A 23,345-nucleotide genomic window follows, 5' to 3' on the forward strand; every position below is an offset into this window, starting at 1 on the left:
GCCTACCTACCTTAGCAACGGGCATCTACAAAAACCTCTTCATAAAAAACCTAGGAAAGAAGCACGCATTTTTCAAGATGGTTTGGTGCCGCATAGCGTCGAAAATTACGGATTAAACACACAAGGATGAAATACATGTTGCTACGTCAAGTAATTCTTTCCCTGGTTGGCAGCGCCCTTAGCAGTGGACCTTATGCAGCTTGACCTTGCTGGGCTGCAAACCAGTTTGCTTCATATTCTATGAGACTGACGTAGTTCAGCGTCGGACACAAACGGTGTGCATTGTAAAAGCACAGCCAGTCCATGACTTCATCCATTGCTGCACGCTGCGTGGTCAACTGCCCTGCATGCAGGCGTGCAACTTTCAGCGAGCCCATAGGTTTTCGGTAGGCGCATTACCCCAACAATTGCCGCGTCGGTTCATTGACGAGCGTGTGTTATAGACCCTAAGCGTGTTTTGAAACAGGCTGCTACCGTACTGGCTGCCGCAGTCGCTGTGCACGATCATACCTTGGGATAGCGCCGAAACCATGCCATGCACAGCACATCCGTGACTACCTCCGTCTTCATGTGTGGCTGCATAGACCACCTCACTACCTGCCGCTACTTGCCCACGCACCCCGCGTGCAAGCAGTTCTTTGCACATGTGCGGCCAGCCATATTTGCTCTTGATTTGTGCATGGATGGCTCTGACGTATGCCAACGAGGCATCGCTGCTCATGCGGGTTTTATTCGGCCTGTCGCCGCTGTTCCGCTGCCGGCGCTAGTGATAATTCTGACGTGTACTGTGCTCGCTTCATCGCTGTACTCAGCTTCCCGCTTTTAGCTAACCTACTGTGCGGCTTCGCTTCATATTGCGCCGTTTTCTTATAAACTGCCGAGCTTACCGATGGACTTTGGTCTGAATGCCGCTTTGAACGACTACCAAGCCTACATGTGTGCATTGGAGTCGTGTCCGCAGCCTGCTGCGTCGGCTCCCCCGCCGACATTGAAACCAGCAAGCGGTGCGCTGGCGAACCCGTTGGCTAGCCGGCCCACGACATATCATGACCTGCCGCCCGAACTGATTCAGCAGATCGGTGACTACGTGCCTGTTCAAGACGTGGGAAATTTTTCAGCAGTCGATCGTCGTACGTATCATGCGATGCACAGTCGGCGCGTAGTCTACCGCTACTGGCAACGAGCCAACCAAGCCGTCAGTCTCGCGTCAGTCAACCAGCTGCTTAAGGAGATGGACGGCACGCTCGCCGATCCGGCGCAGCACGTCGAGCCGATTGAGGCGTTGCGCCGGCGTTTGGAAGCGTTGCCGTATCGCGAGCGCGGCGAAGCCTTCAAGCGCATGTACGCGGCGGCGCAGCGCAATTCGACTTCGCTTACGCGATGGCGCAGCGGCGTGCGCCCGAGGAGGGGAATGTCTGGACGGAACTCGCTGACAGTTTGGAGTTATTGTTGTTTGGCTCAGCTGAGTTTGTCGAGCGTTATCAGGCGCTCGTGGCTCGGCTTGGGTCCTTAAGGGTGTCCGAGCAAGCGGAGCTGATCCCGGTATTGTGTAGGCAAATGATTCGCTTTCGTGGAAGCGACAGCCGCCGCCCTGGGCTGTATGCGGTGTTACGCGAACACGCGTTGCAGCTGCCGCCCTCTCATCAAGGCACATCGGTTGGCATGTTAGCCAGTGCTATATGGGTTTTGCCGCACGCGGAGCGGCTTGCACAGTACACGCAGCTGCGTGATGTGGCGCTGTCGCTGCCTGACAAACAGTTGGGCGTTGCGCTAAGCTATCTTCCAGAAGGGTTGACAGAGTTACCGCGCGAGCACCACGCACACGAACTCCAGTTACTGGTACCGGCATTACTGCGCGTACTGCCAGCGCAGCGTGCGCAGGTCGCACTCGGCCTACTCATGTATACTCACAGACTAGACGATGCACTGGTACAGTGGGTCTGGCAGCAGGGGTTGAGTCTACTGAATGGCGCGGGCGAAGTCGCTTTATGCGATGTGCTTAGCAGGCTTCGAGCGCAGGGTGCGATAAGTAACTTAGACGATCGTCAATGGAATATAGCGAGGGTTGAGATCACCCGCTTTATGGAAGCCAACCAGTTTTCCGAGCCAGCCCGGGCGCGAATCCAGGACAGTGTGCCTTGGCTCAGAAGCCGGTCACATTAACCTGCGGCTGAACCCGCATGCTTCGTTTATCCGGGGAATCCTCCGCGAGTCGGACAGGGCGATGTCAGTTGACCATCTACCTTCAAGTGGTGAACCGCCACCTCAAATAGGATTCACTATCGACCGCCGGATACCCTTCTCTTCCATTAATGCAGGCGCCAGCACCTCATCCGTAATCCCCCGGCGAAGGCATCTCTGGAGGTAAATCGCCGTCAATCAAGCCGGGGCAGGCGCTAAGCAATGTGGTAGAAGGGTTGCGATGTCGTCGGCTCGGTGGATGGGCAATCGTTTGAGCACGTTTTTCAGATCGCGCCAGTCACCGAGGAACTGGCGAGCATGTTCGCCCGCGCGGCTATCGGCGAACTCATAGACCACGGCGCGCACGTGGGCGAACTGCGTTGTGGAATATGCCTATACGTATGCGCGCTGCCATTCAGCATGCGGATCTGATCTTGGTCGTGCAGGATGGGAAGATCGTAGAGACTGGCACGCATCGTAGTTTGCTGGCGCAACAGGGGGTTTATGCCGATCTTTGGTATAAACAAGCCCATTTGTCGGCACCCCCATCTGACTCTGTCAATTTGGCAGAAACCGCCGATCCGTAGAGATGATACTTAGCTAAACGTAGACGACTACGGCGAGGTACTGGGCTGGCGTGCGTTCCTGTAGACGCTTACGATCAAACTGACTGTCTCGCGGCCCACTTCTGCCAGGCCTTTTTGAGGCGCTCGGCAGTGATCAGCTCCACGCCGAGCACCTCGCTGACCGCCAGTGTGGTCTGCCCGGCTTCAAACAGCGCCGCGATGTAACTATTGCGCAGCGTCTGAGGACTGGTGCGCGCTTGCCGCCTATCGGCCACGCCGCAGGCGCGCACGATGGCCTCGGTTGCGCGCAGCGCGGTGACCGCGTGCATCGGGCGCCCGTCCCGCCCGCCAGGAAAGACCCATGCACTATCAACACCGCTGGTGTGCCGTTCGACTAACCAGCGCGCCAACGCCGACAGGGCAAAGGGTTCGGGCCGGGGCTGATGCGAGAAACGCGAGCCTGGCGAGGTGATGTGCATAAGCCGGTCCGACCCAATATTAATGCATTTAACGGTCAATCTAAGCGTTTGCGATACCTTCAACCCCGCCCCCAGGAACGTCGCCACCAACGCACGGTCCCGTAAGCTGCACCAGCGCTCATAATGCGTGGCCGTCACCGGAGACAACAGCATGTCGATGATGTTTTGCCTTTCCTGTGACAATAAGAAATCGGTGTCCTGGTTGCCCTTGACGCGCTTCCAGGTGGCTCGGCTGTCTCGTAACGCGCCCACAGCGGGATTGACGCTCCCGCTTTGTTGCGTACACGCATCGATATCGATGAACACGCGCTCAATCAGTTTGCGATAGCGCGCACGTTGGTCTCGATTCTCGCGGCTCAAGCTGGCCAGAAAGGCACTGATCGTGTCGGGCGTTGCTGCACTTAAGGACAGGCGACGCGCCTGAAGGTAGCGTACGAACGCACGCCATTGGGCCAGATAGACTTGAGCGGATGAGGACCGCAAGGTGCGAGAGGCGCCACGCCCGGCTTGGCGAGCCAGCCAGGCTTCAAATGATTGAATGGGCGCGCGATCCCAATCGGTGCGCTGCTGGGCGGCAAATAGATCAGCCTTGGTCATGATAGACAGGGAGAGTGGGTGTCGATAGGTGGATGACTGTTAAATGCATAATCAGTATGCCGCGACCCGACATCCCGAGCAACGGGTACCCATCCATGGCCGCCGAGGCGATCCATCTTAGTCTGCGTTTAAAGTAGCGTCATCTTGGCACAGAAGGCCGTCGGCGTGACGATGCCCAATCGTGATGCAACATCGGTGGCGAACTGGCTAACAGGGAACCGCGCACTCCGAATCGTGTCGCGCGATCGCGCTGGTGTTTACGCCGAAGGCATCACACTTAACGCGCCGCAAGCAATACAAGTGGCCGACCAATGGCCTCTATTGACGAGTCTTGGCAATGCCATTGAGCGTGCGCTGAGCCGCTGCCAGCGGCATATCCGCGAAGTTACATGCTCACACGCTATGGGGCGGTCATGCGCCATCATCAAAGTGGGATGGCAATACGCACGATTGCGCGCCTTACAGCATTGGAGCGGCATTAAATCAACGCCGGTGGATTCCCCGAGCGGGCGCAACGGCCACCAGCAGCCAGCAAGTTGGATCCCTATTGAGCGTATCTTGTCCAGTGCTGTCGTGAAGGCTGCCAAAGCATCCGTGTTGTAAGGTAAGCCGTGCAGCTTGCCTTGAGTGGTCGTCAGTGTCGTTCGATTATCACACTTGCGTCGAGTCGAGGCTTCGTTGCCCGATTGCTTGCGGGCTTCGCTGATGGGCCTTCAGCCGCAGGTTAATGTGACCGGCTTCTGAACCAAGGCACACTGTCCTGGAATCGCGCCCGGGCTGGCTCGGAGAACTGGTTGGCTTCCATAAAGCGGGTGATCTCAACCCTCGCTATATTCCATTGACGATCGTCTAAGTTGCTTATCGCACCCTGCGCTCGAAGCCTGCTAAGCACATCGCATAAGGCGGCCTCGCTCGCGCCATTCAGTAGACTCAACCCCTGCTGCCAGACCCACTGTACCAGTGCATCGTCTAGTCTGTGAGTATACATGAGTAGGCCGAGTGCGACCTGCGCACGCTGCGCTGGCAGTACGCGCAGTAATGCCGGTACCAGTAACTGGAGTTCGTGTGCGTGGTGCTCGCGCGGTAACTCTGTCAACCCTTCTGGAAGATAGCTTAGCGCAACGCCCAACTGTTTGTCAGGCAGCGACAGCGCCACATCACGCAGCTGCGTGTACTGTGCAAGCCGCTCCGCGTGCGGCAAAACCCATATAGCACTGGCTAACATGCCAACCGATGTGCCTTGATGAGAGGGCGGCAGCTGCAACGCGTGTTCGCGTAACACCGCATACAGCCCAGGGCGGCGGCTGTCGCTTCCACGAAAGCGAATCATTTGCCTACACAATACCGGGATCAGCTCCGCTTGCTCGGACACCCTTAAGGACCCAAGCCGAGCCACGAGCGCCTGATAACGCTCGACAAACTCAGCTGAGCCAAACAACAATAACTCCAAACTGTCAGCGAGTTCCGTCCAGACATTCCCCTCCTCGGGCGCACGCCGCTGCGCCATCGCGTAAGCGAAGTCGAATTGCGCTGCGCCGCCGCGTACATGCGCTTGAAGGCTTCGCCGCGCTCGCGATACGGCAACGCTTCCAAACGCCGGCGCAACGCCTCAATCGGCTCGACGTGCTGCGCCGGATCGGCGAGCGTGCCGTCCATCTCCTTAAGCAGCTGGTTGACTGACGCGAGACTGACGGCTTGGTTGGCTCGTTGCCAGTAGCGGTAGACTACGCGCCGACTGTGCATCGCATGATACGTACGACGATCGACTGCTGAAAAATTTCCCACGTCTTGAACAGGCACGTAGTCACCGATCTGCTGAATCAGTTCGGGCGGCAGGTCATGATATGTCGTGGGCCGGCTAGCCAACGGGTTCGCCAGCGCACCGCTTGCTGGTTTCAATGTCGGCGGGGGTGCCGACGCAGCAGCTTGCGGGCACGACTCCAATGCACACATGTAGGCTTGGTAGTCGTTCAAAGCGGCATGCAAATCAAAGTCCATCGGTAAGCTCGGCAGTCGATAAAAAAACGGCGCAATACGAAGTGAGGCCGCACAGCAGGCTAGCTGAAAACATGAAGCTAAGCACAGCGATGGACTATGAACGCCATGTTCTTGGCGATAGTGCCATGCCAATATGCGAAAGTTGTTACATCTTCTGTTGGCAGCTCACACTTTTGAAAAAAAATGAAGACCCTGACGGGCTGGCGCGAAGCGCTGGAAGTGCTGACTCGGCGGGAGCAATTGCAACGCAAGGCGTGTTGCTATCTGGGGCTGAGTCGTCGGGTGGCAACCTATACGCTTAAGCAACCGCGGAAGGATCGGAGCGCGGCAAGCGACTGATTGCGGCCGCTCAGGAAATGCCGCGTTTGGGCTACCGGCGGATGTCGGCCTGGCTGGCTCTGGGCGAGTCGCGCGTGCGGCGAATGTGGCAAGCGTTGCAGCTCAACATTGCGCAGAGGTGTCCTCGCCGTCGTCGTTGTGGCAACGACATCGGCCTGCCCGGTGCGACACAACCCAATTCGGACCAGATCAGCGCCGCTACCATTGACCGGCTGCTGCGTGACGTACGCGAACAGGCTTTATGATACCGCCTTCATGAACGAGACCGTATTCGACTTCTGCAAAACAGCGGGTATCGAGCTGACATGCCCACGTGCGCTTCGCTTACCACGCCAACAAAGACGTTGCTCCAACGTAGCACGAATCCACTTCCAAATAACTTATACGAAGCTAGACTTCAGCGAATGGGGTGACGCATTCCCTGACAACCGCATCCCCGATGCCGCCACCCTCGACCGCCTACTCCACGGCGCCTATCGCATCGTCATTCTTGAAAACCTTCGAAATCGCGTAACGAGGCCATTCCGAGTGGCCTCGTTACGCCGATCCGTGACACCATAAAATGTTCGGTGCCTCGAACAACGTCCGGATGGTGATTGCAACGCCGAAGCTAGCATGAATACGGCTAATGAGTCGGATAACCAGCAGTGAATGCCCTCCTACATCAAAGAAGTTGTCACAAATCTGCACCGTTATAAGGGCCACGATAGCGAGGCGATTGTCGAGCAGGCGCGCGCCCACAGCATGCAAGCCCAGATTCCGCCGCGCAAGTGCCGCAAGATGCCGCGGAACTACGATAAGCATTTGTACCGCCACAGGCATCTGGTTGAAAATGCCTTTCTTCATCTCAAGCCATGGCGTGGCATTGCCACCCGCTACGCCAAGCGCCTGGACTCATTTGTCGCTGCCGCACAGATTCGGTGCCCTACCCTATAGCTAAAAAATCTCGTAACGACACTATCTAGATTAAATTTTAGTTCAATCGTTTTTCTTGCAAGAACGTGCCATTTTAGCGTTTTTTGTTTAATTTTTGTCGTTTTAATTAAAGAGAAACTGCTTGGACTGCTCGTAATTCATGTCTATAGTTACCCCATTAACAAACTGTGCACGTGAGAGCGGGGCTTCATCCTCGTGCGCGGCGCAGGCCAGCGAAAAATGGGGTAATTCTTCGGCAGCAGCGACTGCCGTTCCATAAAGGCGATGTTTGGAGTGAACACCGTGACAAAGTACCCTAATGTAGCTCGAACCACCTTGCCTCCTCATGCGAGGCGTCCGCTTTTTTTCTATCCTTCTTGCCTTCGTTTTTTTGGACTGTAACGCAAGGTTGCCTTAAGCGCGTCGCGCACCCAGGCAATGATTTCCATGAGCGTGGACATTGGTAAATTGTCCGCACCTGAGTCGACTATTATATTATCGGACCTTGCTAAGTTAAGGCGGCTTAACAAGGGAGCGAAAAATCTTTACGGTTTCAAATGGATCGGCAAATAACAAAACAGCAGATTTTAAAAGACCGTAATGAAGAAAGCTGCAGCTTCATTCCAAAAGGCCTTGCTCAGATTTACAAGTCGTTGCCATCTAAAATTCAACAATTACTGGACAAAAGGCGCGAAATAAAACCGATATTCTGATGCAAGAATATATTTTTTACCACATCATTAATTGTTAGTGAAATTGTATGCGATCAACAGGAATCCAAGCCCTAGCTGTTCATTTGCCAGATGGAGTACGCACAAATGCCTGGTGGGACGGAGAAACCTCGTCACCGCAAAAGGCCAAATCATCAACAATGGCATTGACGTCAAGTGGTTCGTCCAAGCGTCGAAGAATCAACCCATACGATGCGGCCATGGAACATTATTTAGAGGATCCCTTTTTCGGCAGCGTCGAGCGCCGAGTCGTGACGAATGGTGAGGGAAGCGTAGAGCTCGGAGTTAAAGCGGCACAGCAAGTATTGGATGCGGCAGATGTGTCCTCTGATAAGGTGGATTGCTTGATCGCAGTGTCGATGTTCCCAGATCGGGTCGGGTCCGGCGACGCAGGGTATCTGGCGCAGGCACTGAACACGGGTGGCGGAGCGTTCAACGTAGAAGCGACCTGTGGCGGATCCATGTCAGCATTGTTGACAGCATGCGCCTGGGTGCAGGCGGGGCTGAAAGAACGCATCCTAGTCGTCACGACGTCCAGGTTATCGCGTGCGATTGAAGCTGACGATGTCACACTGAAGTTGTGCGGGGATGCCTCAGCGGCGTTCTTGGTCGGTCCAGTCAAAAGCGGGTTTGGTTTATTAGGGGCAGAATCTTTGCACACCGGCAAGACCTGTGGAACTTGGCTGCTTGATGCGATCGAGGATTCCTCACCCACCACATCCAGTGGGCAAAGGATTCGTTTGCGCGTGGACCCTTCGATTTCTCACGTATTACGTACCACGGCTGAGCCGTATCTCTTGGATACAACTGAAGGCGCGCTGGCAAAGGCCGGGCTGGGGATAAAGGATATTGATGTAGTCGTGCTGAACACGCCGACAGCTTGGCATGCAGAGTTTTCCGCCAATGCGTTGGGCATCGAACTCGACCGGGTCGTCAACACTTTCCCGCAGGTCGCCAATATCGGGCCGGTGCTAATGCCGTTCAATGCCTATACTGCGACAGCTTGTGGCCGCATCAAAGCCGGGGACAGGGTACTGCTGTATGGGTTCGGCGGCCAAGCCGAGGCTTCAGCAGCCGTATTCCGCTGGCCACACGTCGTGCTAGCCGCCCCTCCAAAAGACGCCTCGGTTGTCAATCCGGCAAGCCCACAGTGAACGTTCATCATCCATTAAAGGAGAAACCCATGTCGGATGCCTTGACCAAAATTCGTGCTTTTGTGATCGACACTATCCTGAAAGGAAACGACTCAGATATTTCCGACGATCTAAATCTAAAAGAGTCGGGGCTCCTTTCATCCTTGGCCACCATGCGCCTGGTTTCGTTTGTGGAGGACGAATTCGACATCCTCGTCGGGGTCAGCGACCCGAGGACGCGTTTCACCACGATTCGTGAGATTGCGTGCTATGTGGATGAAAAATCATCGGAAATCGAAAAATGACGACCGACATTGTGCCGCGGGAACGACAGTCCGAGCCATCGGCAGACTTGGCGAAATACTTAGACGACACGACAGCGCGACAGCGCGACAGCCGAGTGCTCGTGCGCTCGTCGATTCCGACGGATCCGCGTTGAGCTATGCAGAACTTTCCGCAGCAGCCGATAGGATCGCCGTTTTCCTTTATCACAAGGGGGTCGTTGCAGGGGATCGTGTCGGGCTTTTCATGCACAAAAGCGCGCAGACGCTCGCGGCCATCTTCGGCATACTCCGGCTAGGCGCGGCCTATGTGCCCACAGATGTAAGCAGTTCAGGCACGCGTGCCGCCACCCTATTTGACGATTGCGATGTTCGGGTCATCTTCACCGACCCCGAGTCAGCACGACATTTAACACAACACGCACCCCAGCTTAAACCACGCGTAGTGGTGATGCAGCCACATCACGAGGAAAAGAACGACCCACGTGAGGACTGGCAGACGCTGGACATGCTGCACGGCGAGAAGCACGACTACCCACGCAGCCCGCCGGATGCGAACCGGCTCGCCTACATCCTTTACACCTCTGGTTCCTCCGAGGCACCGAAAGGGGTCGCAATCAGCCAGCGCAACGCGGTGAGCTTCGTCGAATGGGCTTCTGCTGCCTTCAATGTGACAGCATAAGACCAGGTATCCAGCCACGCCCCCTTGCACTTCGACCTGTCGATCTTCGACATCTATGTCTCCATTAAGAACGGCGCATGCATTCACCTGATCGACGCCGACCTTGCTGCAAGCCCCACGTCATCTCGCCACATTTCTATCCGCCCGGGCGATCACGGTTTGGTATTCGGCACCGGCCATTCTAGGTATGCTGGCCGAGCAGCACAAGGCGCGCAGCCCTGCCCCGAACCGGCTACGGCTCGTGCTCTTCGCCGGCGAAGTCTTCCCCATCGCGAAGTTGCGCAGGTTGCTGCAGCTGTGGCCCCAACCAGCCTACTACAATCTGTACGGCCCCACCGAGACCAACGTGTGCACCGCTTACCGTGTACCCACACCCATACCGGCAGAGCGCGTCGAACCGTTGCCGATCGGTCATCCCTGCGACCACTGCGACACGATCGTCGTGGATGAGCATCAGCAACCGGTACCTGACGGTGAACCCGGCCTGTTATGCGTCGCAGGACCGTCTGTCGCGACCGGCTATTGGAATGCTCCCGAGAAAACGGCTCAGCGATTTTTCCAACGCAACGGTCAACGCTGGTACAATACCGGGGACATCGTTCGCGCCTCGCCCAAAGGCTACCTCTTCCTGGGGCGGCTTGATCGTATGATTAAGCGTCATGGATACCGAATTGAGTTGGATGAAATTGAATCATGCTTGGCAGCCCACCCTGAACTGACCGCCTGTGCGGTGGTCAGCTCCGGTTCCGACGGGAACACCACCATCACGGCATTTGTCGTGGCCCGCGATGCCCCACTCTGCCCAACAGATTTGAGTCGATTCTGCTACAACCGACTCGCACGGTACATGGTGCCCGACCAATTCCGCTACCTTCCTGATCTGCCCCGCACTTCGACGGGCAAGACCCACTATCAACTTTTGGAGCGTCAGTGCGATGCCAAACAAGCTTGATGAACGACGAATCGCGCTGCGCGAGCAGGCTGCACGTTTTGCCCGCGACCAGCTCAGCACAGACATCGCAGCCTCCGACCGTCTCAGCGTTTTCCATCGGGACGGCTGGCACCGATGCGCAGAATTTGGCCTGTTCAGTATGGCCATACCCGAGGATCGTGGGGGCGCGGGCGCGACCCTGTCTGAGCTGCTCGCGGTCATGGAAGGCCTGGGGTACGGCAGCGAAGACTTAGGACTGCTGTTCTCGCTCAACGCTCACCTGTGGACCGTTGCCCTGCCACTGGCCATCCACGGCACACCGACCCAGCGTTCGCGCTTTCTGCCAGGCTTGATGGATGGCTCGTTGATCGGTGCCAATGCCTCGACGGAAGACGAAGCAGGCTCGGACGTGTTCTCCATGCGCACCCAAGCTATACGAGACGGCGACGGCTATGTCCTTAACGGTTCGAAAACCTACATCACCAACGCCCCCATCGCGGATCTGTGCGTCGTCTACGCCACCATTGACCCCACGCTCGGTCCACTTGGCGTCACCGCGTTCCTGGTCGAGACGACAAACCCGGGCCTGGACCTGAGCCCGCCTTTGGAAAAGATGGGACTGCGCACCGCCCAGATGGGCCGAATCACGCTCAAGGACTGCCGTGTCCCGGCCGATGCGATACTGGGAAGGGAAGGACGAGGCGTCAAGGTCTTTGAAAGTGCCATGGAATACGAACGGGGATGCATTCTTGCCACCACGTTGGGCGCCATGCGCCGCCACCTTGAAGCCTGCATTACCCATGCGCGTACCCGCCGCCAGTTCGGCCAACCCATTGGAAAGCATCAGGCCGTCTCCCATCGCCTCGCCGACATGAAAGTCAACCTCGATGCCGCGTGCGAACTCGTCTACCGGGTAGGGCGGCTCAAGGACGCGGGCAAGGATGCCACACTGGAAGCGGCCTGTGCGAAGCTGTTCGTCTCCGAAGCGTACACGAAGTTTTCGATAGATGCACTGCGAATTTACGGCGCACAAGGCTACTTAGCTCAAACCCCTACTGAAAGAGGACTGCGCGACGCCATCGCATCCCTCCTCTATTCGGGAACCTCTGATATTCAGCGCAACATCATCGCCACCGAACTGGGATTATGAGCTGACCTAGCGATGCGCCAGCGCAGTGGCGCGATCGAATCAAGCACGTGTCGCTGTGTATGCTAAGCGGCCGCGCGGCACGTAGTGCGCGGGTAAGGCAGGCGAACGGCGGATGCCGGCGTTTTTTTACTGTCGAATGAGGCGTGGTGCAACAAGCAATCCATAGGCAGCGATGCACAGCAGCGTGCGGGCATCGAGAGCAGACGATGGTAAAATAAGCGGCTCCCCTCATTCACGTTCGGCATGAAACGCTCCTCGACGATGACGCCGCACGATGCGCTCTTCAAGCAGTTCCTCACACATCCGGAAACCGCACGGGACTTTTTGAGCCTACATTTGCCCACGCAGTGGTTGGCGCAGTGCGACCTGGACACGTTGCGTCTGGAATCGGGCAGCTTTGTGGAAGAGGATCTACGCGCCTACTATTCGGACGTGCTGTGGTCGCTGCAGACCCGGCAGGGCGATGGCTATGTCTATGCGCTGATCGAGCATCAAAGTCGGCCGGAGCGTCATATGGCGTCGGCTAATGCGTTACGCGATAGCCGCCATGCAGCGCCATTTAGAGGCCGGACATGACCAGTTACCGCTGGTCATTCCGATGCTGTTTTATCACGGACAGGTCAGTCCGTATCCGTACTCGATGCGGTGGCTGGATAGCTTCGAGGTGCCTGAGTTGGCGTCGCAGCTGTATGCGGGAGGCTTTCCATTGGTGGATGTCACGGTGATTCCGGATGATGAAATCATCACGCATCGACGCATGGCGATGCTGGAATTGCTGCAAAAGCATATCCGGCAACGCGATTTGGCGACCCTGGTAGAGCAACTGGCAAGCCTGTTGCTCGCAGGGTACACTACGCATGAGCAATTGGTGTCGCTGATGCATTATATGCTGCAGTGGGGCGACACGACGGATCCGGAGCGATTTATCCGAGAATTGGCGATCCGTTCCCCGCAACACGAGGAGGTTTTGATGACGATTGCACAAAAGCTCGAGCAAAAAGGCGAGCAAAAAGGTCTGGAGCGCGGCCGGATGCTGGGACGTGAAGAAGGCCACAAGGAAGCCGCACTGAAGATCGCACGCACGTTGCTAGAAAACGGTTTGGAGCACGAGACGGTAAAACGTATGACGGGCTTGCCCGAAGCCGACATGAAGCAAATCTGCCACTAATCATCAGGGCAATTTAGGGCTGGGACCCCTACTTCACGTGCAGACCACGCCAAGCGCGTGCTGCGCCCGGCATGCCGTGGCATGCACCATTGCAGCGCTTGCCCAGAGGCAGCGCGTGAAGGCGACCGCACACGGGTGAACGACTAAACTGAGCATAGCCCCCACGCGGAAATGAGAACGACGCGCGCGGCTGCCATAATTTGCAGCGTCTCCAAGCGTTTTTGTCGCGTGCTATTTAGCTACGCGTACCTCGCTCAGGCCGTCTCGTGTCACGTTCACTGTTCCAACACTCAAATTATGTCCCTCGCCCCGTTTACCTCCGTGCAACCGGTCAAGGCGTTTGCGTTGCTCCAGCATCTGGACGGGCGCAACGGCACCCATCGCGGCACGCGCGAGAGCGCAAGCGACTCATGCTCTGGGCCGTCGTGCAACTGGGTAAACCGCTGTCGTCGCTCACGCCCGAGGATCTACAGCGGTTCAACGCGCTCCTGGCCGACCCGCAGCCCGCGAGCCGCTGGGTGCCGGCCACCGGGAGCAAGTACTCTAGCGGCGATGCCCGCACTCTTTAACGGGCCGTTGTCCGCGGCCAGCCAGCGGCAAGCACGGGTCATTCTGAACGGCCTGTTCACCTGGCTGGTGGACGCCGGCTACCTGCGCGGCAACCCGATGGCGCTGCTGTGTCAACGCGGCCGACGGCCAGCGGCTCGCATCACGCGCGACCTATCACTCTCGCTGTGGGACAAAGTCAAACGCTTCGTCGAGCAACTGCCCCAGCAGAAAGCGGCGCAGCAAGCATACTATGCGCACTGCCGCTAGCTGACAACGCTTCTCTACTTGCAAGGCCTGGCATCTCCGAGGTCGCCAGCACAACAATGGACGACTTCTCGCGACGTCTGAGCGCGCAGGGGCACAATCAATGGTGGCTCGAGATCGTCGGCAAGGGAAAACGCGCGCGGATCGTGCCGGCATCGCCAGAGTTGATCGCTGAGCTGGCTCGCTATCGTCAAACGTGAGGTCTGCCCCCGCTGCCCGGCCGGACCGGAACAACGCTGCCCCGCCCTCTGTCGCCGCGCCCTGTCCTCCTTGACAACGCACGGGTCCACTGGAACAGCGGCCACGCGATTCAAGCGTTGAGCGGTTTGCAGCGGCTTGATGCTTGAAAAGGGCAGCGCGGCGCTCACAGCAAAACTGTCAACTATGACTGAAGACCAGTAAGTCTACCTATAGTCGACATACCATCGAGGTGAGCTTTTACGGGAGGCACTCGCATAGTTCCGTAGCTGGAACGTGCGTAAAATTCAATTTTACCATGGCTCATTTTTGTGCACGTACCACATATGTTGCCGATAAGCACATTGAGTCGCATCCTGAAAAGCGCAGCGCATACGCGCGGCCGTGGCGCATCCGATATGGTGCCTCGTAGCACCCTCAGCGTGTCAACTCTCGGCTTTCCGACCACGCCTGCGAGCGGCCGCAAGGGTGGCGGTCACCATCACAATAGCCTCGTCCAGCAGATGTTCCAGTGCCTTCTGCTGCGTGAGCGATAACCTTGCCAACTTCCTGTGCATGCGCATAGCGCGGTCCAGCGCACCGGTGCCTCCTTCTGCCACCAAATCCACGAGTCGCCAGTCGAGCAACTGCGCGAGCTGCGCCACAGCCGGTCAAGGCCGGGTGAGGCTACCCCAAAAAACTGGGCCATTCAAAAGTAGAAAAAATCCGGCATGATGCAACCTTAACAAGCAGAAGGTCATGTCGTGAAGAAGAGCAGATACACTGAAGAACAGATTACATTTGCGTTGAAACAGGCAGAGCTGGGCACGCCGGCAGCTGAGGTGTGCCGCAAGATGGGCATCAGCGATGCGACGTTCTATAACTGGCGCCAGAAGTATGGGGGCCTGGGCCCGTCGGAGCTGCGTCGCCTGAAGCAGCTCGAAGAGGAGAACACGAAGCTCAAGCGGCTGGTGGCGGAGCTGTCGCTGGACAAATCCATGTTGCAGGATGTGCTATCAAAAAAGCTTTGAAGCCTTCCCGGCTGCGTGAACTCACGACGGATTTGATGCAACGCTTTGGCGTGAGCCAGCGCCAGGCCTGCAGGGTACTGAAGTTGTCGCGTTCGGTGTACAGCTATCAGTCAATCGCACGAGATTCGAACGCGATCGCCCTGCGCATCAAGCAGATCACGCAAACACGCGTGCACTACGGCTATCGCCGGGTGCATGTGATGCTGCGTCGGGAAGGCTGGCGCGACAATCATAAAAGAGTTTACCGGCTCTATCGTGAGCAGGGGCTGTCATTGCGGCATAAGAGGCCGCGGCGAAACAAGGCGGCGCGGCTGCGGCAGCCCAAGCAGCTCGTGACCGCGATCAACGAGATTTGGAGTATGGACTTTGTTGCTGACGCACTGTTTGATGGTCGGCGTTTGCGCACGCTGACAATTGTGGACAATTATACGCGCGAATGCTTGGCCATCGAGGTAGGCGCCACGCTACGTGGTGAGGACGTTGTGGCGGCGCTAGATCGCATTGCTGTGAGCCGGCCGTTACCGCGCTTCATCAAGGCAGACAATGGCAGCGAATTCATCTCCAAGGTGCTCGACAAGTGGGCGTATGAGAGGGGCGTTGAGATTGACTTCTCTCGTCCTGGCAAGCCAACCGATAACGCCAAGAACGAGTCGTTTAACGGGCGCTTGCGTGAGGAATGCCTAAACGAGCATTGGTTCTTGTCGCTCGAGGATGCCAAGCGCAAAATCGAGGCCTGGCGCCAGTACTATAATGAGGCGCGTCCCCACTCTGCACTGCAGTGGATGACGCCTGCCGAGTTCGCCTGCCAGTGCAGGCCCCGGGCCGATTCGGCCCACCCCGAAGAGCCGGAAATTTCCACTTTAGAACGGCACTGATTTGGGGGTAGCCTCAGAGCCGGAAATTTCCACTTTAGAACGGCACTGATTTGGGGGTAGCCTCAAAAACGAACTTTACTAAACTCCGGCCGGCACTGTTTGCCGGGGGCAGGTCAGGGCTGGCCATTTCATTATGTCCGCTTTTGGCTAAGTTCAAATGTCCGCTTTTCGGTTCATCGTAAGCTAACCGGCGGCTGGAAACCCAGTGCCGGAGGCTTTGATGGCAACGACAGAGCGGATAACCATGACGATGCGTGAGCTAGACTAATTTAGGGTTATTCAGGATGTGGTGGACGGCAAACTCAAGCCGTGGCGCGCGGCGCAACGACTCGAGTTAGCGAGCCGACAAATCCGTCGTCTGGTCGAACGACTACGCGAACACGGACCGCAAGGTACAGGTCGTACATTCTAGTACTCGCATCACCAGCCGATTTCGACTACATTGGCCAATAACATAAAACTGTCGGCTAGATCGCGAATTTGCACCGGTGTCATGCCTACTCTAGGCAACCGCGGTAGAACCCGGACCATCTCATCTAAGATGTCGTACGCCAGTGCCACCTCCAACCCGCCTTCGCCAAGCCGCAACGACGCGCCCAGGCACGCTGCTCGGGTAAGCCAAGCCCGCCGCCGGACCCCGCTTACTTCCCCTTCTGGCAGGACCTGCGCGAGCGCACGCGAATAAGAATCGACCATCCGGACTTGCCCGAGGCGCTGACGACCGAACGCGAGGCCCATGCGGCGACTGGCGCCCGCACGCAGGAAACCTGCCGGCATCTGGAGGAAGGGGGCCATCACCTCGCGCAGGTCAAGGCCGAACTGCCAGTTGGTAACGCCAGCCCCAGAATTATAGTAACTTTAAAGCCAACCCGGCAAGACTGGGTAAATGTCATGATGAGGAATCAGGATCGGATTGTGCCGCTGCCAGTCTTGCATATTGACGCCCTAACCGGACTCCATTAAGCAGCCAAAATATGGATAATGGTACCATCGCAAAAGAAATTGCGCTGATAGATAAGCCCAGCATCCCCATGCCGGCATAGGTCCAAGCGCCCAATTGGTCGCCTGAGCGATAAGCTACTGTATCGATAAAACTCTTGATTTTATATCTTATTTTTTCGTCTATGGCTGCAAATAGCGTTTCCTGAACGGGTTTGGTAATTGAAAAATTGACAATTCGAGAAATTACTCTAAATGCAATGAGGATTTCGACTGTCTGCTTCCATGCAAGCATGCTAAAACCTATGGCGCTTGTTACTGGGGCCATCGCAAGAGCAATTGGAACCCCAAGAGAACGAATTACGCGACTAGTTAAAAATAATTGGATTACGATTGTGACAGCGTTGACAGCGAGATCGATTAATGAAAATAGTCTAATGCGTTCTTTATTATCAATATCTAGGCCTTGTATCAGTATAGCTTGATGAAAATACAATGCTGTTGACGTTAGCGACAAGAGAACAACATAGACGCACAGGCTCGCGACGTGGGAAGCTCGTAGAGCTGGAGTAATATGAAATAATTTTGCAAGGCCGTTTAAATTTATATTACCTTTTTGTTGGACTCCGCTCGTCATGCTGCCGGCGTGCGTCCTTTTACCCTGATAAGCTATCCTCCTATGCTTCTTATCTAGTTCCGTTGACGTTGATGTAAGCTGCAACGTACTGCGAGCCGCTAATTCGAGCAAAATTGCTGCAATTGCCAGTGTCCACCCTAGACCAAGCAGACCTGACAGGGCAGTACTCATACCTGAACCTGCCAGCGCACCCAAATTCGCGCCGGCTGACACTATCCCAAAAAGTCGCTCGCCTTGCTCTTTGCTGAACTTGTCGATGGTCATCATCCAATACATGGTCATCGAAAAAACGCTATAGGCAGAAACCCAAACAAAAAACACATCTCCTATCCAAAACGCTTGTTCTGGCGCATTGGATCGCATTAATATCGCAAACATTATAAGGATCGCGATGCAAACTCGATAACTGATCGAAACTGCACGTCGCAAAGAAATTCGGTTTAATAATTTTGAAAATAAAAATGAAATAAGCAACATACACAACAATGTTGCACTGAATAACCACGTCAGTTTTTGCACGCCGCTCACGGCACCCATCGTGTCACGGATAGGCCGGATTAGATAATATGCTAACGATAACCAGAAAAGACCTAGCGCACTCCAAAGCAACGGTCGGCCTTCACCGGGACGCAGCTTGAACTGCATGCCCCATTGCTTACGGCTGGCGTTTATCATGCTCATTAATTTAAAATAATTACGTCGCACTGCTGTCCTTGTCAACTCTGCGCTAACTTAACGCCTTGTAGCTGCGGCACAGCATTCATCATGGCGGCTAGTTCGCCATTTGCATCGCGTAGCAGCCGTTTCTATAAACAATTTGGCGTGCGGCGATATGGGCAGTTTGAACAGCATAGCTGACACTATTCGTGCGTAATCAAAACCTTTATTATTTCTGCGCGATGGCGGCGTCTCGGCGGCCAGTGCCGTCGCTTCGCCCTGCGGCGACAAGCCATGCGCTTTATTGCCGTCAAATCGGCGGACTAACAGGCGATGTTGGCGCTACATCAAATGCGTCAGCAACTGGTCCGGATGCGCGTCATGCAAGTCAATCAATTGAGAGGATTGCTCTATGAATTTGGCGTCGTTTTGCCACAAGGGCGACGCCTATCAATCCAGGCCGCTCAAGCGGCGATCGCAATGCTGGCCGATCAGTTTCCGGCAATGCTAATCGATAGCCTTCGGGAATTTCGAGGCGACACGGACGTATATCGAGCGCTACGGTAAGCCGAGTGCGTTCTACAGCGACAAAGCAAGCGTCTTCCGCAACGTTACGCTGGGTAAAACAGGCAGTCGTGACGCCGTTTGGCCGCGCGATGTACGAGCCTAACATCGATACGTTCTGCGCGAACAGCAGTTCGGCCAAGAGGCGTGTCGAGCGCGCGCATTTGACCTTGAAGGACCGGTTGGCCAGAAAAGCGCTGATCGTGTCGGATGTCGCTACGTTCAAAGGGAGGCGACGTGCAGCATGCTCGAGCACGCGCTGGAACTATATTTTAGGCGTATTCTGCGCCACGTGCTTGAAGCCCAGCATTTCCACGGCCTTTCTGGAAATTCGATAAATCAAGATGTAGGTAGACTCATTTCCCGAATGGGTTGAACACCGGTACGTCAAAGCGTTCAAAGTCGCGAACGTTTCTCGTGGCGACGATAAGCTTGTGCATCAGCGCGCTAGCCGCGATCATGGCGTCTTCATAGACTGTGTTCGACTGACGATGCATCAGCTTCGACCAGAGCCGGAAGGTCGCAGCATCCATGGGCAAGACATTGTAGGTCGCGCTGACTTGATCAGCCCACGCTTCTATCGTCGATGCCTTGTCGGCGTCTTGCTCGCGCGTGATTTCGATGCCTGCTTGGATTTCACCGAGTGTCACGGCGGACAGATAAAGCTCGTGGTCGGGAACGCTTTCGAGCCATGACACGACTGCCCCATGCGGGCGAAGCTTGCGAAGCTCAGAAACAATATTCGTATCTAAAAGAAACACGGTGGTTTTATAGAGCAAGAGCGGTGCGACGCTGCGCCCGTCCACGTTGTGGCAAATCAAGGTCACCACGACTGAAATTGGACAGCAGCAAGGCTTTCAGCGAGGGGCGTGCGGCGGCGTTGAGCCGTTTCCACTCCGTGATAGGCACCAGCACGGCTGTTTCTGCGCCGCGACGGGTCACCAGCTGTGGCCCCTCACTGACACAGGCGTCAAGTAGCTCGCTGAAACGGGCTTTCGCGTCTTGTACAGGCCAAGCATGCATGGCGGATCCATAATGACTAGACATATAACTAGTTTATATGTGTCATCACCGCAATGCAAGGGTTCATCAATTGACGCTGATTCACAACCGCACTTCTTCCCGGTCGATGTTGTACACGCTGATCGTGTCGGGCGCCGCCGCGCTCAAGGGCAGGCGACACGCCTAAAGGTAGTCCATTCTGAACAATTAACTTTGCTCTGCGGTAAGTTCATGCTGCCGACACCATGTAAGCCTGGCGATTGAGCAGAACAACCCGGATCAGAGTGTAAAAAAGCCGCAGCTTCCTGAGAATCATCCGCAGGTTGTGGCCGGCGCCGCACAGCACTGCATGGATGGCATCGCCTAGTGCCCCTTTAAGCCAGTTGCGATCGAGCTTGCCGTCTGCTTTCATATGGCCAATGACCGGCTCGATTGCACTGCGCCGCCGGATCATTGCCCGCAAGCCGCGTGTGATGCCACGACGCAAGCCCGGGTGATAGACTTTCACGCCGTCGATCGCTACGCCCTTGTAGCCGCGGTCCACAATAGCAATCTGCGGTTGCACCTCGCTCAGGATCGCCGCTTGTTCCAACGCTTGGGCCAGCGTGTGCCCATCGTAGGGATTGCCTGGCATCGAACGAGCGCCGACTACCCAACCCTCCTTGTGCGTGGTCGTGATCGACACCTTCACGTCAAATTCGTACGGCTTGCGTGGTTTGCCGTCGGGTAAGCACGCGCCGTTGCCGGCGCGCGCTCCCCTAAGAACCGTGCATGCGAGTTTCCCAGCACACGGCTCAAGCCGTCCTGCAGCCCGTGATCGGACCGGGCGATTCACAACGTTGTCAGCAGCCATTTGCGCGGCGTTGGAAGTAAGGCATCCATGCTGGGTCGAACGGGTTGGCATCGCTGCGAACCTTTGTGTGGCGTGTAATGGTGACTCCGGTCAACCGAAATAGCGTTGGCCGGAAGGCCAGATCCAGTGGCTGCACATGACATGCAAAGATCCAGTCCCTTAGGCCGCGACGTTCGAAGTAACGCCTTTTGATCCAAAGAGCGTTCTTGCGTGGATGTCGGCGTTTGGCCCACCTCCACAGCTTCGTCCACACGAGATGATCGATCCGGGCAAAGGTCGCCGCCGCCACGACATGCCTGTGATACATCGCCCAACCCCGAAGAATCGGGTTCAGTTGCATGATCACCTGCGACTGGGTGGCAGCCTTATTCTTTCCCAGCACTTCGCTAACCTTGTTCAACAGCGCTTGCACGCTTTTGCGTGCAGGCTTGATCAGCAGCTTGTCCCCGTATTTGCGCACGTTTTGCCCGAGCAAGTCGAACCCTCGTGCAATATGCGTGACCAGCGTTTTCTCAGAAGCGAGTTGCAAGCCCCGAGCCGAGAGAAATGCTTCGATGGCAGGCTTGACCTGCTTTTCGAGCAACTCCCGGCTCGCGCCGGTCGCGATGAAGTCGTCCGCATAGCGCACGACGTGTGCCTTGGCTGGTTGACGAGCGGTCTTGCTCGGCCCAAGGACTGAGCGCACCGCCTCTTCCAACCCGTCCAGTGCCATGTTAGCCAGCACCGGCGACGCGATTGCGCCTTGCGGCGTTCCTGCATCAGTGGGGAACAGCACACCTTTGTCCACGAATCCTGCTTGCAGCCACTTGCGCAGAACAGCCTTATTCATCGGGATATTCGCCAGCAGCCAGTCGTGACTGAAGTTGTCGAAACATCCACGGATGTCGCCCTCCAGCACCCACTGGGCAGAGTTGCGCTTGGCGAGTGCTTTAAAACATTGCTCCACGGCGTCAGCCGTCGAGCGTTTCGGCCGGAAGCCGTAGGAGTTTGGATCAGCTGTCGTTTCTGCGATGGGCAGCAATGCCGTGAGCCACAGTGCCTGCATCGCCCGATCGCGCATGGTCGGAATGCCGAGTGCGCGTTCCTTTCCATTACTCTTCGGGATATACACGCGCCGTAGCGGTAACGCTTGGTAGCCCCTGTGCGTCAGTGACTGTGCCGCTTTCAACTTGGACATCGGCGTCGCCCAGATCCTGCCGTCGACACCTGCCGTTCTCTTGCCTGCGTTCTGCGTCACTCGTTTCACGGCGAGAAGCTTGCCGTGAAACGAGTGGGTCAGCAGATGTTGCAAGGCCTGAACCTTGTTCCATCTACCGTCCCGTGTTGCCTTGGCAATACGCACTTGCAGCCGCGTGACCTTGGCGGTTACGTTGTCCCAGTTAATCTGGTTCCACGCTTGCCCATAGGCTGGAGGCGCACCAGTGCCCGCCACGGCTTTCACCGTCTGCGCTGGCTCCGTCATCTGCCTTCCTCCTTATCGCGGATTCTCAAGTTCTCTTGCCATGGACGACCTTGCGGAAGTGGGCTCGCTTTCACGCCGGGTGATATTGCAACCCGTATCCACTCGGTTACCGAGCGGCCTTCGCTTTTTCCGCGTTCCTCTACCCGCTGTGCCATCAGCCTTCCTTGCGGTTGGCCTGCCTTCGCCGGCGGCACGTCGGGCTTACCGTGTTCCACAAACATCACAACGAGTGGAGTAGGTCCTGCCTGTACACCGGTGGTCTTCCTGTCCGTGTGCTCCGTAGCAAAAGGAGGAGCAGCCGACCACTTACCGTTTTGGTTCAAGCCTGTCAGCATCTTTGGCTTGTCGTGCCTAACGATGCCTGCGGCAGTTCACATCTGTTGACCATGCCACTCAGCCTGGGATCCCATCCGCATTGATGCTCGCAGATGACGTCTCTTCCTCGCGGAAGGCGACGCGGCCAGAAGGCCCGACACGTTGTCCCCGTGGCTTCACACGTCGCTGTTGCCGGCAACGCATGCACAGGTAGGCTACGGCCGACGGAACGGCCGGTCTCGTCACCAACCTTGTGGGCGGGCGAGACAATGATGTTTGCGACTTCACGTCGCACTTTGGCCAAACACTCGACTTGCGGCGCATGCAGCGCATACAGCTTGTTTTTGTCCTTCTGCTTCTGCGTGAGAATCCGCTTCGTGCAGCTGATCAGCTCGTCCAACGCTGAGCGACTTTGCTGAGCAACACCATTGAGTTGCCGCTCCAGATCGCGCATCACGCGCCCCACTCGAGAACGCAAACTGCGCAGCGCTTTGTTCATCCGCTTGTACTGCTTCGCATGCGCATAGCGGCCTACCTGACTTGCCAGGCGCGGGGCCTCGCGATTGGTGTTCTGCCGCAGCTTCAGCCCGTGCCGGGCCGCAGCTTTCACCAGATGTTCTCGGCAACGCTCGAGCAGGCGCGAATCGGTGGGATGGGCAATCGCCTTTTCCATCAATGTCGTATCGACAATGACCCGCTTCAGGCTCGAGGTCTTGATGACGTTGGCTCGCTTAGCCGCTTCGATTGTCTCGGCCAACAGTTCTTCAACGCCGGCTTCGCCTAGCCGCTTGCGCCAGCGCGTCAGGCTCGACGCATCGATCGGCGGCTTGGTCTGCAAGTACGTCTCACCCGTAAAAACTTGATTGCGG

The 23,345-nt window shown here is 56.6% G+C and carries 21 protein-coding genes and 9 pseudogenes; 17 read left to right on the plus strand and 13 right to left on the minus strand.

The genetic code is table 11. The annotated features are described in order from the left end of the window. Positions 1 to 191: 191 nt before the first annotated feature. Positions 192 to 763 (minus strand): annotated as a pseudogene (locus RBRH_RS20515) (DDE-type integrase/transposase/recombinase); the annotation flags it as partial. Between the two features lie 126 nt (positions 764 to 889). Here RBRH_RS20515 and RBRH_RS21140 point away from each other — a divergent pair. Further along, positions 890 to 1,513, plus strand: a complete 624-nt coding sequence (locus RBRH_RS21140; RefSeq protein WP_013428599.1) for a hypothetical protein — start codon at positions 890 to 892, stop codon at positions 1,511 to 1,513. Continuing rightward, positions 1,450 to 2,163 (plus strand): hypothetical protein, encoded by a 714-nt coding sequence (locus RBRH_RS21145; RefSeq protein WP_332415697.1) that lies wholly within the window; start codon positions 1,450 to 1,452, stop codon positions 2,161 to 2,163. Before RBRH_RS21140 ends, RBRH_RS21145 begins: the two co-directional genes overlap by 64 nt. Positions 2,164 to 2,842: 679 nt before the next feature. Here RBRH_RS21145 and RBRH_RS13410 read toward each other — a convergent pair. Next, positions 2,843 to 3,823, minus strand: coding sequence for a tyrosine-type recombinase/integrase (locus tag RBRH_RS13410; protein ID WP_013428604.1), 981 nt, complete (start codon positions 3,821 to 3,823; stop codon positions 2,843 to 2,845). A gap of 171 nt (positions 3,824 to 3,994) precedes the next feature. Here RBRH_RS13410 and RBRH_RS17810 point away from each other — a divergent pair, with 171 nt between their 5' ends. Beyond that, positions 3,995 to 4,426 (plus strand): hypothetical protein, encoded by a 432-nt coding sequence (locus RBRH_RS17810; protein ID WP_157864531.1) that lies wholly within the window; start codon positions 3,995 to 3,997, stop codon positions 4,424 to 4,426. Positions 4,427 to 4,547: 121 nt separating this feature from the next. Here the strand turns inward: RBRH_RS17810 and RBRH_RS21150 are convergent, their stop codons facing one another. Further along, the gene (locus tag RBRH_RS21150; RefSeq protein WP_332415698.1) at positions 4,548 to 5,261 is read right to left on the minus strand and encodes a hypothetical protein; all 714 of its coding nucleotides are present in this window, start codon (positions 5,259 to 5,261) and stop codon (positions 4,548 to 4,550) included. Further along, entirely contained in the window at positions 5,198 to 5,821 is a 624-nt protein-coding gene (locus tag RBRH_RS21155) for a hypothetical protein (RefSeq protein WP_041754728.1), read from the minus strand. Before RBRH_RS21155 ends, RBRH_RS21150 begins: the two co-directional genes overlap by 64 nt. A 177-nt stretch (positions 5,822 to 5,998) precedes the next feature. Between RBRH_RS21155 and RBRH_RS19285 the strand changes: the two are divergent. Then, positions 5,999 to 6,342, plus strand: a pseudogene (locus RBRH_RS19285) (IS3-like element ISBcen23 family transposase); the annotation flags it as partial. Between the two features lie 355 nt (positions 6,343 to 6,697). On the opposite strand, the gene RBRH_RS20990 reads toward RBRH_RS19285, so the two are convergent. Further along, positions 6,698 to 6,964 (minus strand): phosphopantetheine-binding protein, encoded by a 267-nt coding sequence (locus RBRH_RS20990; protein ID WP_237577757.1) that lies wholly within the window; start codon positions 6,962 to 6,964, stop codon positions 6,698 to 6,700. On the opposite strand from RBRH_RS20990, the pseudogene RBRH_RS17830 reads away from it, so the two are divergent. From RBRH_RS17830 to RBRH_RS13455, 7 genes and pseudogenes are all read left to right on the plus strand, one after another. Beyond that, a pseudogene (locus tag RBRH_RS17830) lies at positions 6,857 to 7,096 on the plus strand (IS5/IS1182 family transposase); the annotation flags it as partial. The gene RBRH_RS20990 and the pseudogene RBRH_RS17830 sit on opposite strands and share 108 nt — an antisense overlap. Before the next feature lie 910 nt (positions 7,097 to 8,006). Then, positions 8,007 to 8,960 carry a 3-oxoacyl-ACP synthase III family protein gene (locus RBRH_RS13440; RefSeq protein WP_232509400.1) on the plus strand — a complete coding sequence of 318 codons (954 nt, stop codon included), beginning with the start codon at positions 8,007 to 8,009 and terminating at the stop codon, positions 8,958 to 8,960. A gap of 29 nt (positions 8,961 to 8,989) precedes the next feature. Next, positions 8,990 to 9,244 carry an acyl carrier protein gene (locus tag RBRH_RS13445; protein ID WP_041754731.1) on the plus strand — a complete coding sequence of 85 codons (255 nt, stop codon included), beginning with the start codon at positions 8,990 to 8,992 and terminating at the stop codon, positions 9,242 to 9,244. Further along, complete coding sequence (locus tag RBRH_RS20540) at positions 9,241 to 9,378, plus strand: hypothetical protein (RefSeq protein WP_232509401.1); 138 nt, start codon at positions 9,241 to 9,243, stop codon at positions 9,376 to 9,378. Before RBRH_RS13445 ends, RBRH_RS20540 begins: the two co-directional genes overlap by 4 nt. Further along, positions 9,375 to 9,902, plus strand: coding sequence for an AMP-binding protein (locus tag RBRH_RS20995; RefSeq protein WP_049786531.1), 528 nt, complete (start codon positions 9,375 to 9,377; stop codon positions 9,900 to 9,902). The genes RBRH_RS20540 and RBRH_RS20995 overlap by 4 nt, the downstream gene beginning before the upstream one ends. A 103-nt stretch (positions 9,903 to 10,005) precedes the next feature. Further along, a complete protein-coding gene (locus RBRH_RS21000) occupies positions 10,006 to 10,854 on the plus strand; it encodes an AMP-binding protein (protein WP_013428616.1) in 849 nt (282 codons plus the stop codon). Continuing rightward, positions 10,838 to 11,983 (plus strand): acyl-CoA dehydrogenase family protein, encoded by a 1,146-nt coding sequence (locus RBRH_RS13455; RefSeq protein ID WP_013428617.1) that lies wholly within the window; start codon positions 10,838 to 10,840, stop codon positions 11,981 to 11,983. Before RBRH_RS21000 ends, RBRH_RS13455 begins: the two co-directional genes overlap by 17 nt. A 39-nt stretch (positions 11,984 to 12,022) precedes the next feature. On the opposite strand, the pseudogene RBRH_RS20555 reads toward RBRH_RS13455, so the two are convergent. Next, positions 12,023 to 12,163, minus strand: a pseudogene (locus RBRH_RS20555) (IS701 family transposase); the annotation flags it as partial. A gap of 63 nt (positions 12,164 to 12,226) precedes the next feature. Between RBRH_RS20555 and RBRH_RS13460 the strand changes: the two are divergent. The 4 genes and pseudogenes from RBRH_RS13460 (at position 12,227) to RBRH_RS13480 (ending at position 16,047) form a co-directional block, all read left to right on the plus strand. Then, positions 12,227 to 13,151, plus strand: a pseudogene (locus RBRH_RS13460) (Rpn family recombination-promoting nuclease/putative transposase). Between the two features lie 552 nt (positions 13,152 to 13,703). Beyond that, complete coding sequence (locus RBRH_RS19865; RefSeq protein WP_191287749.1) at positions 13,704 to 13,967, plus strand: hypothetical protein; 264 nt, start codon at positions 13,704 to 13,706, stop codon at positions 13,965 to 13,967. A gap of 56 nt (positions 13,968 to 14,023) precedes the next feature. After that, positions 14,024 to 14,164: a hypothetical protein gene (locus RBRH_RS19295; protein WP_157864533.1), complete on the plus strand. Its 141-nt coding sequence runs from the start codon at positions 14,024 to 14,026 to the stop codon at positions 14,162 to 14,164. 741 nt (positions 14,165 to 14,905) lie between these two features. Then, positions 14,906 to 16,047, plus strand: a protein-coding gene (locus RBRH_RS13480) for an IS3 family transposase (RefSeq protein ID WP_157864307.1) whose coding sequence is annotated in 2 segments (ribosomal slippage) — positions 14,906 to 15,158 and positions 15,158 to 16,047 — 1,143 coding nt in all. Because the reading frame shifts where the segments join, the coding sequence is not laid out codon by codon here. A gap of 420 nt (positions 16,048 to 16,467) precedes the next feature. Here the strand turns inward: RBRH_RS13480 and RBRH_RS20560 are convergent. After that, the gene (locus tag RBRH_RS20560; protein ID WP_013428626.1) at positions 16,468 to 16,842 is read right to left on the minus strand and encodes a hypothetical protein; all 375 of its coding nucleotides are present in this window, start codon (positions 16,840 to 16,842) and stop codon (positions 16,468 to 16,470) included. A 94-nt stretch (positions 16,843 to 16,936) separates the two neighbouring features. Next, positions 16,937 to 18,328 carry an NTP/NDP exchange transporter gene (locus RBRH_RS17855; protein ID WP_157864534.1) on the minus strand — a complete coding sequence of 464 codons (1,392 nt, stop codon included), beginning with the start codon at positions 18,326 to 18,328 and terminating at the stop codon, positions 16,937 to 16,939. A 279-nt stretch (positions 18,329 to 18,607) separates the two neighbouring features. Between RBRH_RS17855 and RBRH_RS21450 the strand changes: the two are divergent. Further along, positions 18,608 to 18,710, plus strand: a pseudogene (locus RBRH_RS21450) (IS110 family transposase); the annotation flags it as partial. Between the two features lie 90 nt (positions 18,711 to 18,800). After that, positions 18,801 to 19,038, plus strand: a pseudogene (locus tag RBRH_RS20570) (ISNCY family transposase); the annotation flags it as partial. A 162-nt stretch (positions 19,039 to 19,200) separates the two neighbouring features. Here the strand turns inward: RBRH_RS20570 and RBRH_RS13505 are convergent. From RBRH_RS13505 to RBRH_RS13520, 5 genes and pseudogenes are all read right to left on the minus strand, one after another. Beyond that, positions 19,201 to 19,605 carry a type II toxin-antitoxin system VapC family toxin gene (locus RBRH_RS13505; protein ID WP_041755002.1) on the minus strand — a complete coding sequence of 135 codons (405 nt, stop codon included), beginning with the start codon at positions 19,603 to 19,605 and terminating at the stop codon, positions 19,201 to 19,203. A gap of 7 nt (positions 19,606 to 19,612) precedes the next feature. Beyond that, positions 19,613 to 19,867 carry a type II toxin-antitoxin system Phd/YefM family antitoxin gene (locus RBRH_RS17870; protein WP_083813541.1) on the minus strand — a complete coding sequence of 85 codons (255 nt, stop codon included), beginning with the start codon at positions 19,865 to 19,867 and terminating at the stop codon, positions 19,613 to 19,615. Positions 19,868 to 20,075: 208 nt separating this feature from the next. Further along, positions 20,076 to 20,579: pseudogene (locus RBRH_RS13510) on the minus strand (IS5/IS1182 family transposase); the annotation flags it as partial. A 109-nt stretch (positions 20,580 to 20,688) separates the two neighbouring features. Continuing rightward, positions 20,689 to 22,161, minus strand: coding sequence for a group II intron reverse transcriptase/maturase (gene ltrA, locus RBRH_RS13515; protein ID WP_013428635.1), 1,473 nt, complete (start codon positions 22,159 to 22,161; stop codon positions 20,689 to 20,691). A 609-nt stretch (positions 22,162 to 22,770) separates the two neighbouring features. Beyond that, positions 22,771 to 23,338: pseudogene (locus tag RBRH_RS13520) on the minus strand (transposase family protein); the annotation flags it as partial. Positions 23,339 to 23,345: the final 7 nt, after the last annotated feature.

Origin of the sequence: Mycetohabitans rhizoxinica HKI 454 (assembly GCF_000198775.1) — a bacterium.
In the GTDB taxonomy this organism is placed as follows: domain Bacteria; phylum Pseudomonadota; class Gammaproteobacteria; order Burkholderiales; family Burkholderiaceae; genus Mycetohabitans; species Mycetohabitans rhizoxinica.

Excerpts from the sequence above, each read along its gene's own strand:
- RBRH_RS13440 (WP_232509400.1), top strand. The coding sequence starts at position 8,007 with ATGGAACATTATTTAGAGGATCCCTTTTTCGGCAGCGTCGAGCGCCGA.
- RBRH_RS17810 (WP_157864531.1), top strand. The coding sequence starts at position 3,995 with ATGCCCAATCGTGATGCAACATCGGTGGCGAACTGGCTAACAGGGAAC.
- RBRH_RS19295 (WP_157864533.1), top strand. The coding sequence starts at position 14,024 with ATGGACGACTTCTCGCGACGTCTGAGCGCGCAGGGGCACAATCAATGG.
- RBRH_RS17870 (WP_083813541.1), bottom strand. The coding sequence starts at position 19,867 with ATGCATGCTTGGCCTGTACAAGACGCGAAAGCCCGTTTCAGCGAGCTA.
- RBRH_RS13410 (WP_013428604.1), bottom strand. The coding sequence starts at position 3,823 with ATGACCAAGGCTGATCTATTTGCCGCCCAGCAGCGCACCGATTGGGAT.
- RBRH_RS21155 (WP_041754728.1), bottom strand. The coding sequence starts at position 5,821 with ATGGACTTTGATTTGCATGCCGCTTTGAACGACTACCAAGCCTACATG.
- ltrA (WP_013428635.1), bottom strand. The coding sequence starts at position 22,161 with ATGACGGAGCCAGCGCAGACGGTGAAAGCCGTGGCGGGCACTGGTGCG.
- RBRH_RS20540 (WP_232509401.1), top strand. The coding sequence starts at position 9,241 with ATGACGACCGACATTGTGCCGCGGGAACGACAGTCCGAGCCATCGGCA.
- RBRH_RS13455 (WP_013428617.1), top strand. The coding sequence starts at position 10,838 with ATGCCAAACAAGCTTGATGAACGACGAATCGCGCTGCGCGAGCAGGCT.
- RBRH_RS21140 (WP_013428599.1), top strand. The coding sequence starts at position 890 with ATGGACTTTGGTCTGAATGCCGCTTTGAACGACTACCAAGCCTACATG.
- RBRH_RS19865 (WP_191287749.1), top strand. The coding sequence starts at position 13,704 with ATGCCCGCACTCTTTAACGGGCCGTTGTCCGCGGCCAGCCAGCGGCAA.
- RBRH_RS20560 (WP_013428626.1), bottom strand. The coding sequence starts at position 16,842 with ATGGCCCCCTTCCTCCAGATGCCGGCAGGTTTCCTGCGTGCGGGCGCC.
- RBRH_RS20990 (WP_237577757.1), bottom strand. The coding sequence starts at position 6,964 with ATGCTTATCGTAGTTCCGCGGCATCTTGCGGCACTTGCGCGGCGGAAT.
- RBRH_RS13445 (WP_041754731.1), top strand. The coding sequence starts at position 8,990 with ATGTCGGATGCCTTGACCAAAATTCGTGCTTTTGTGATCGACACTATC.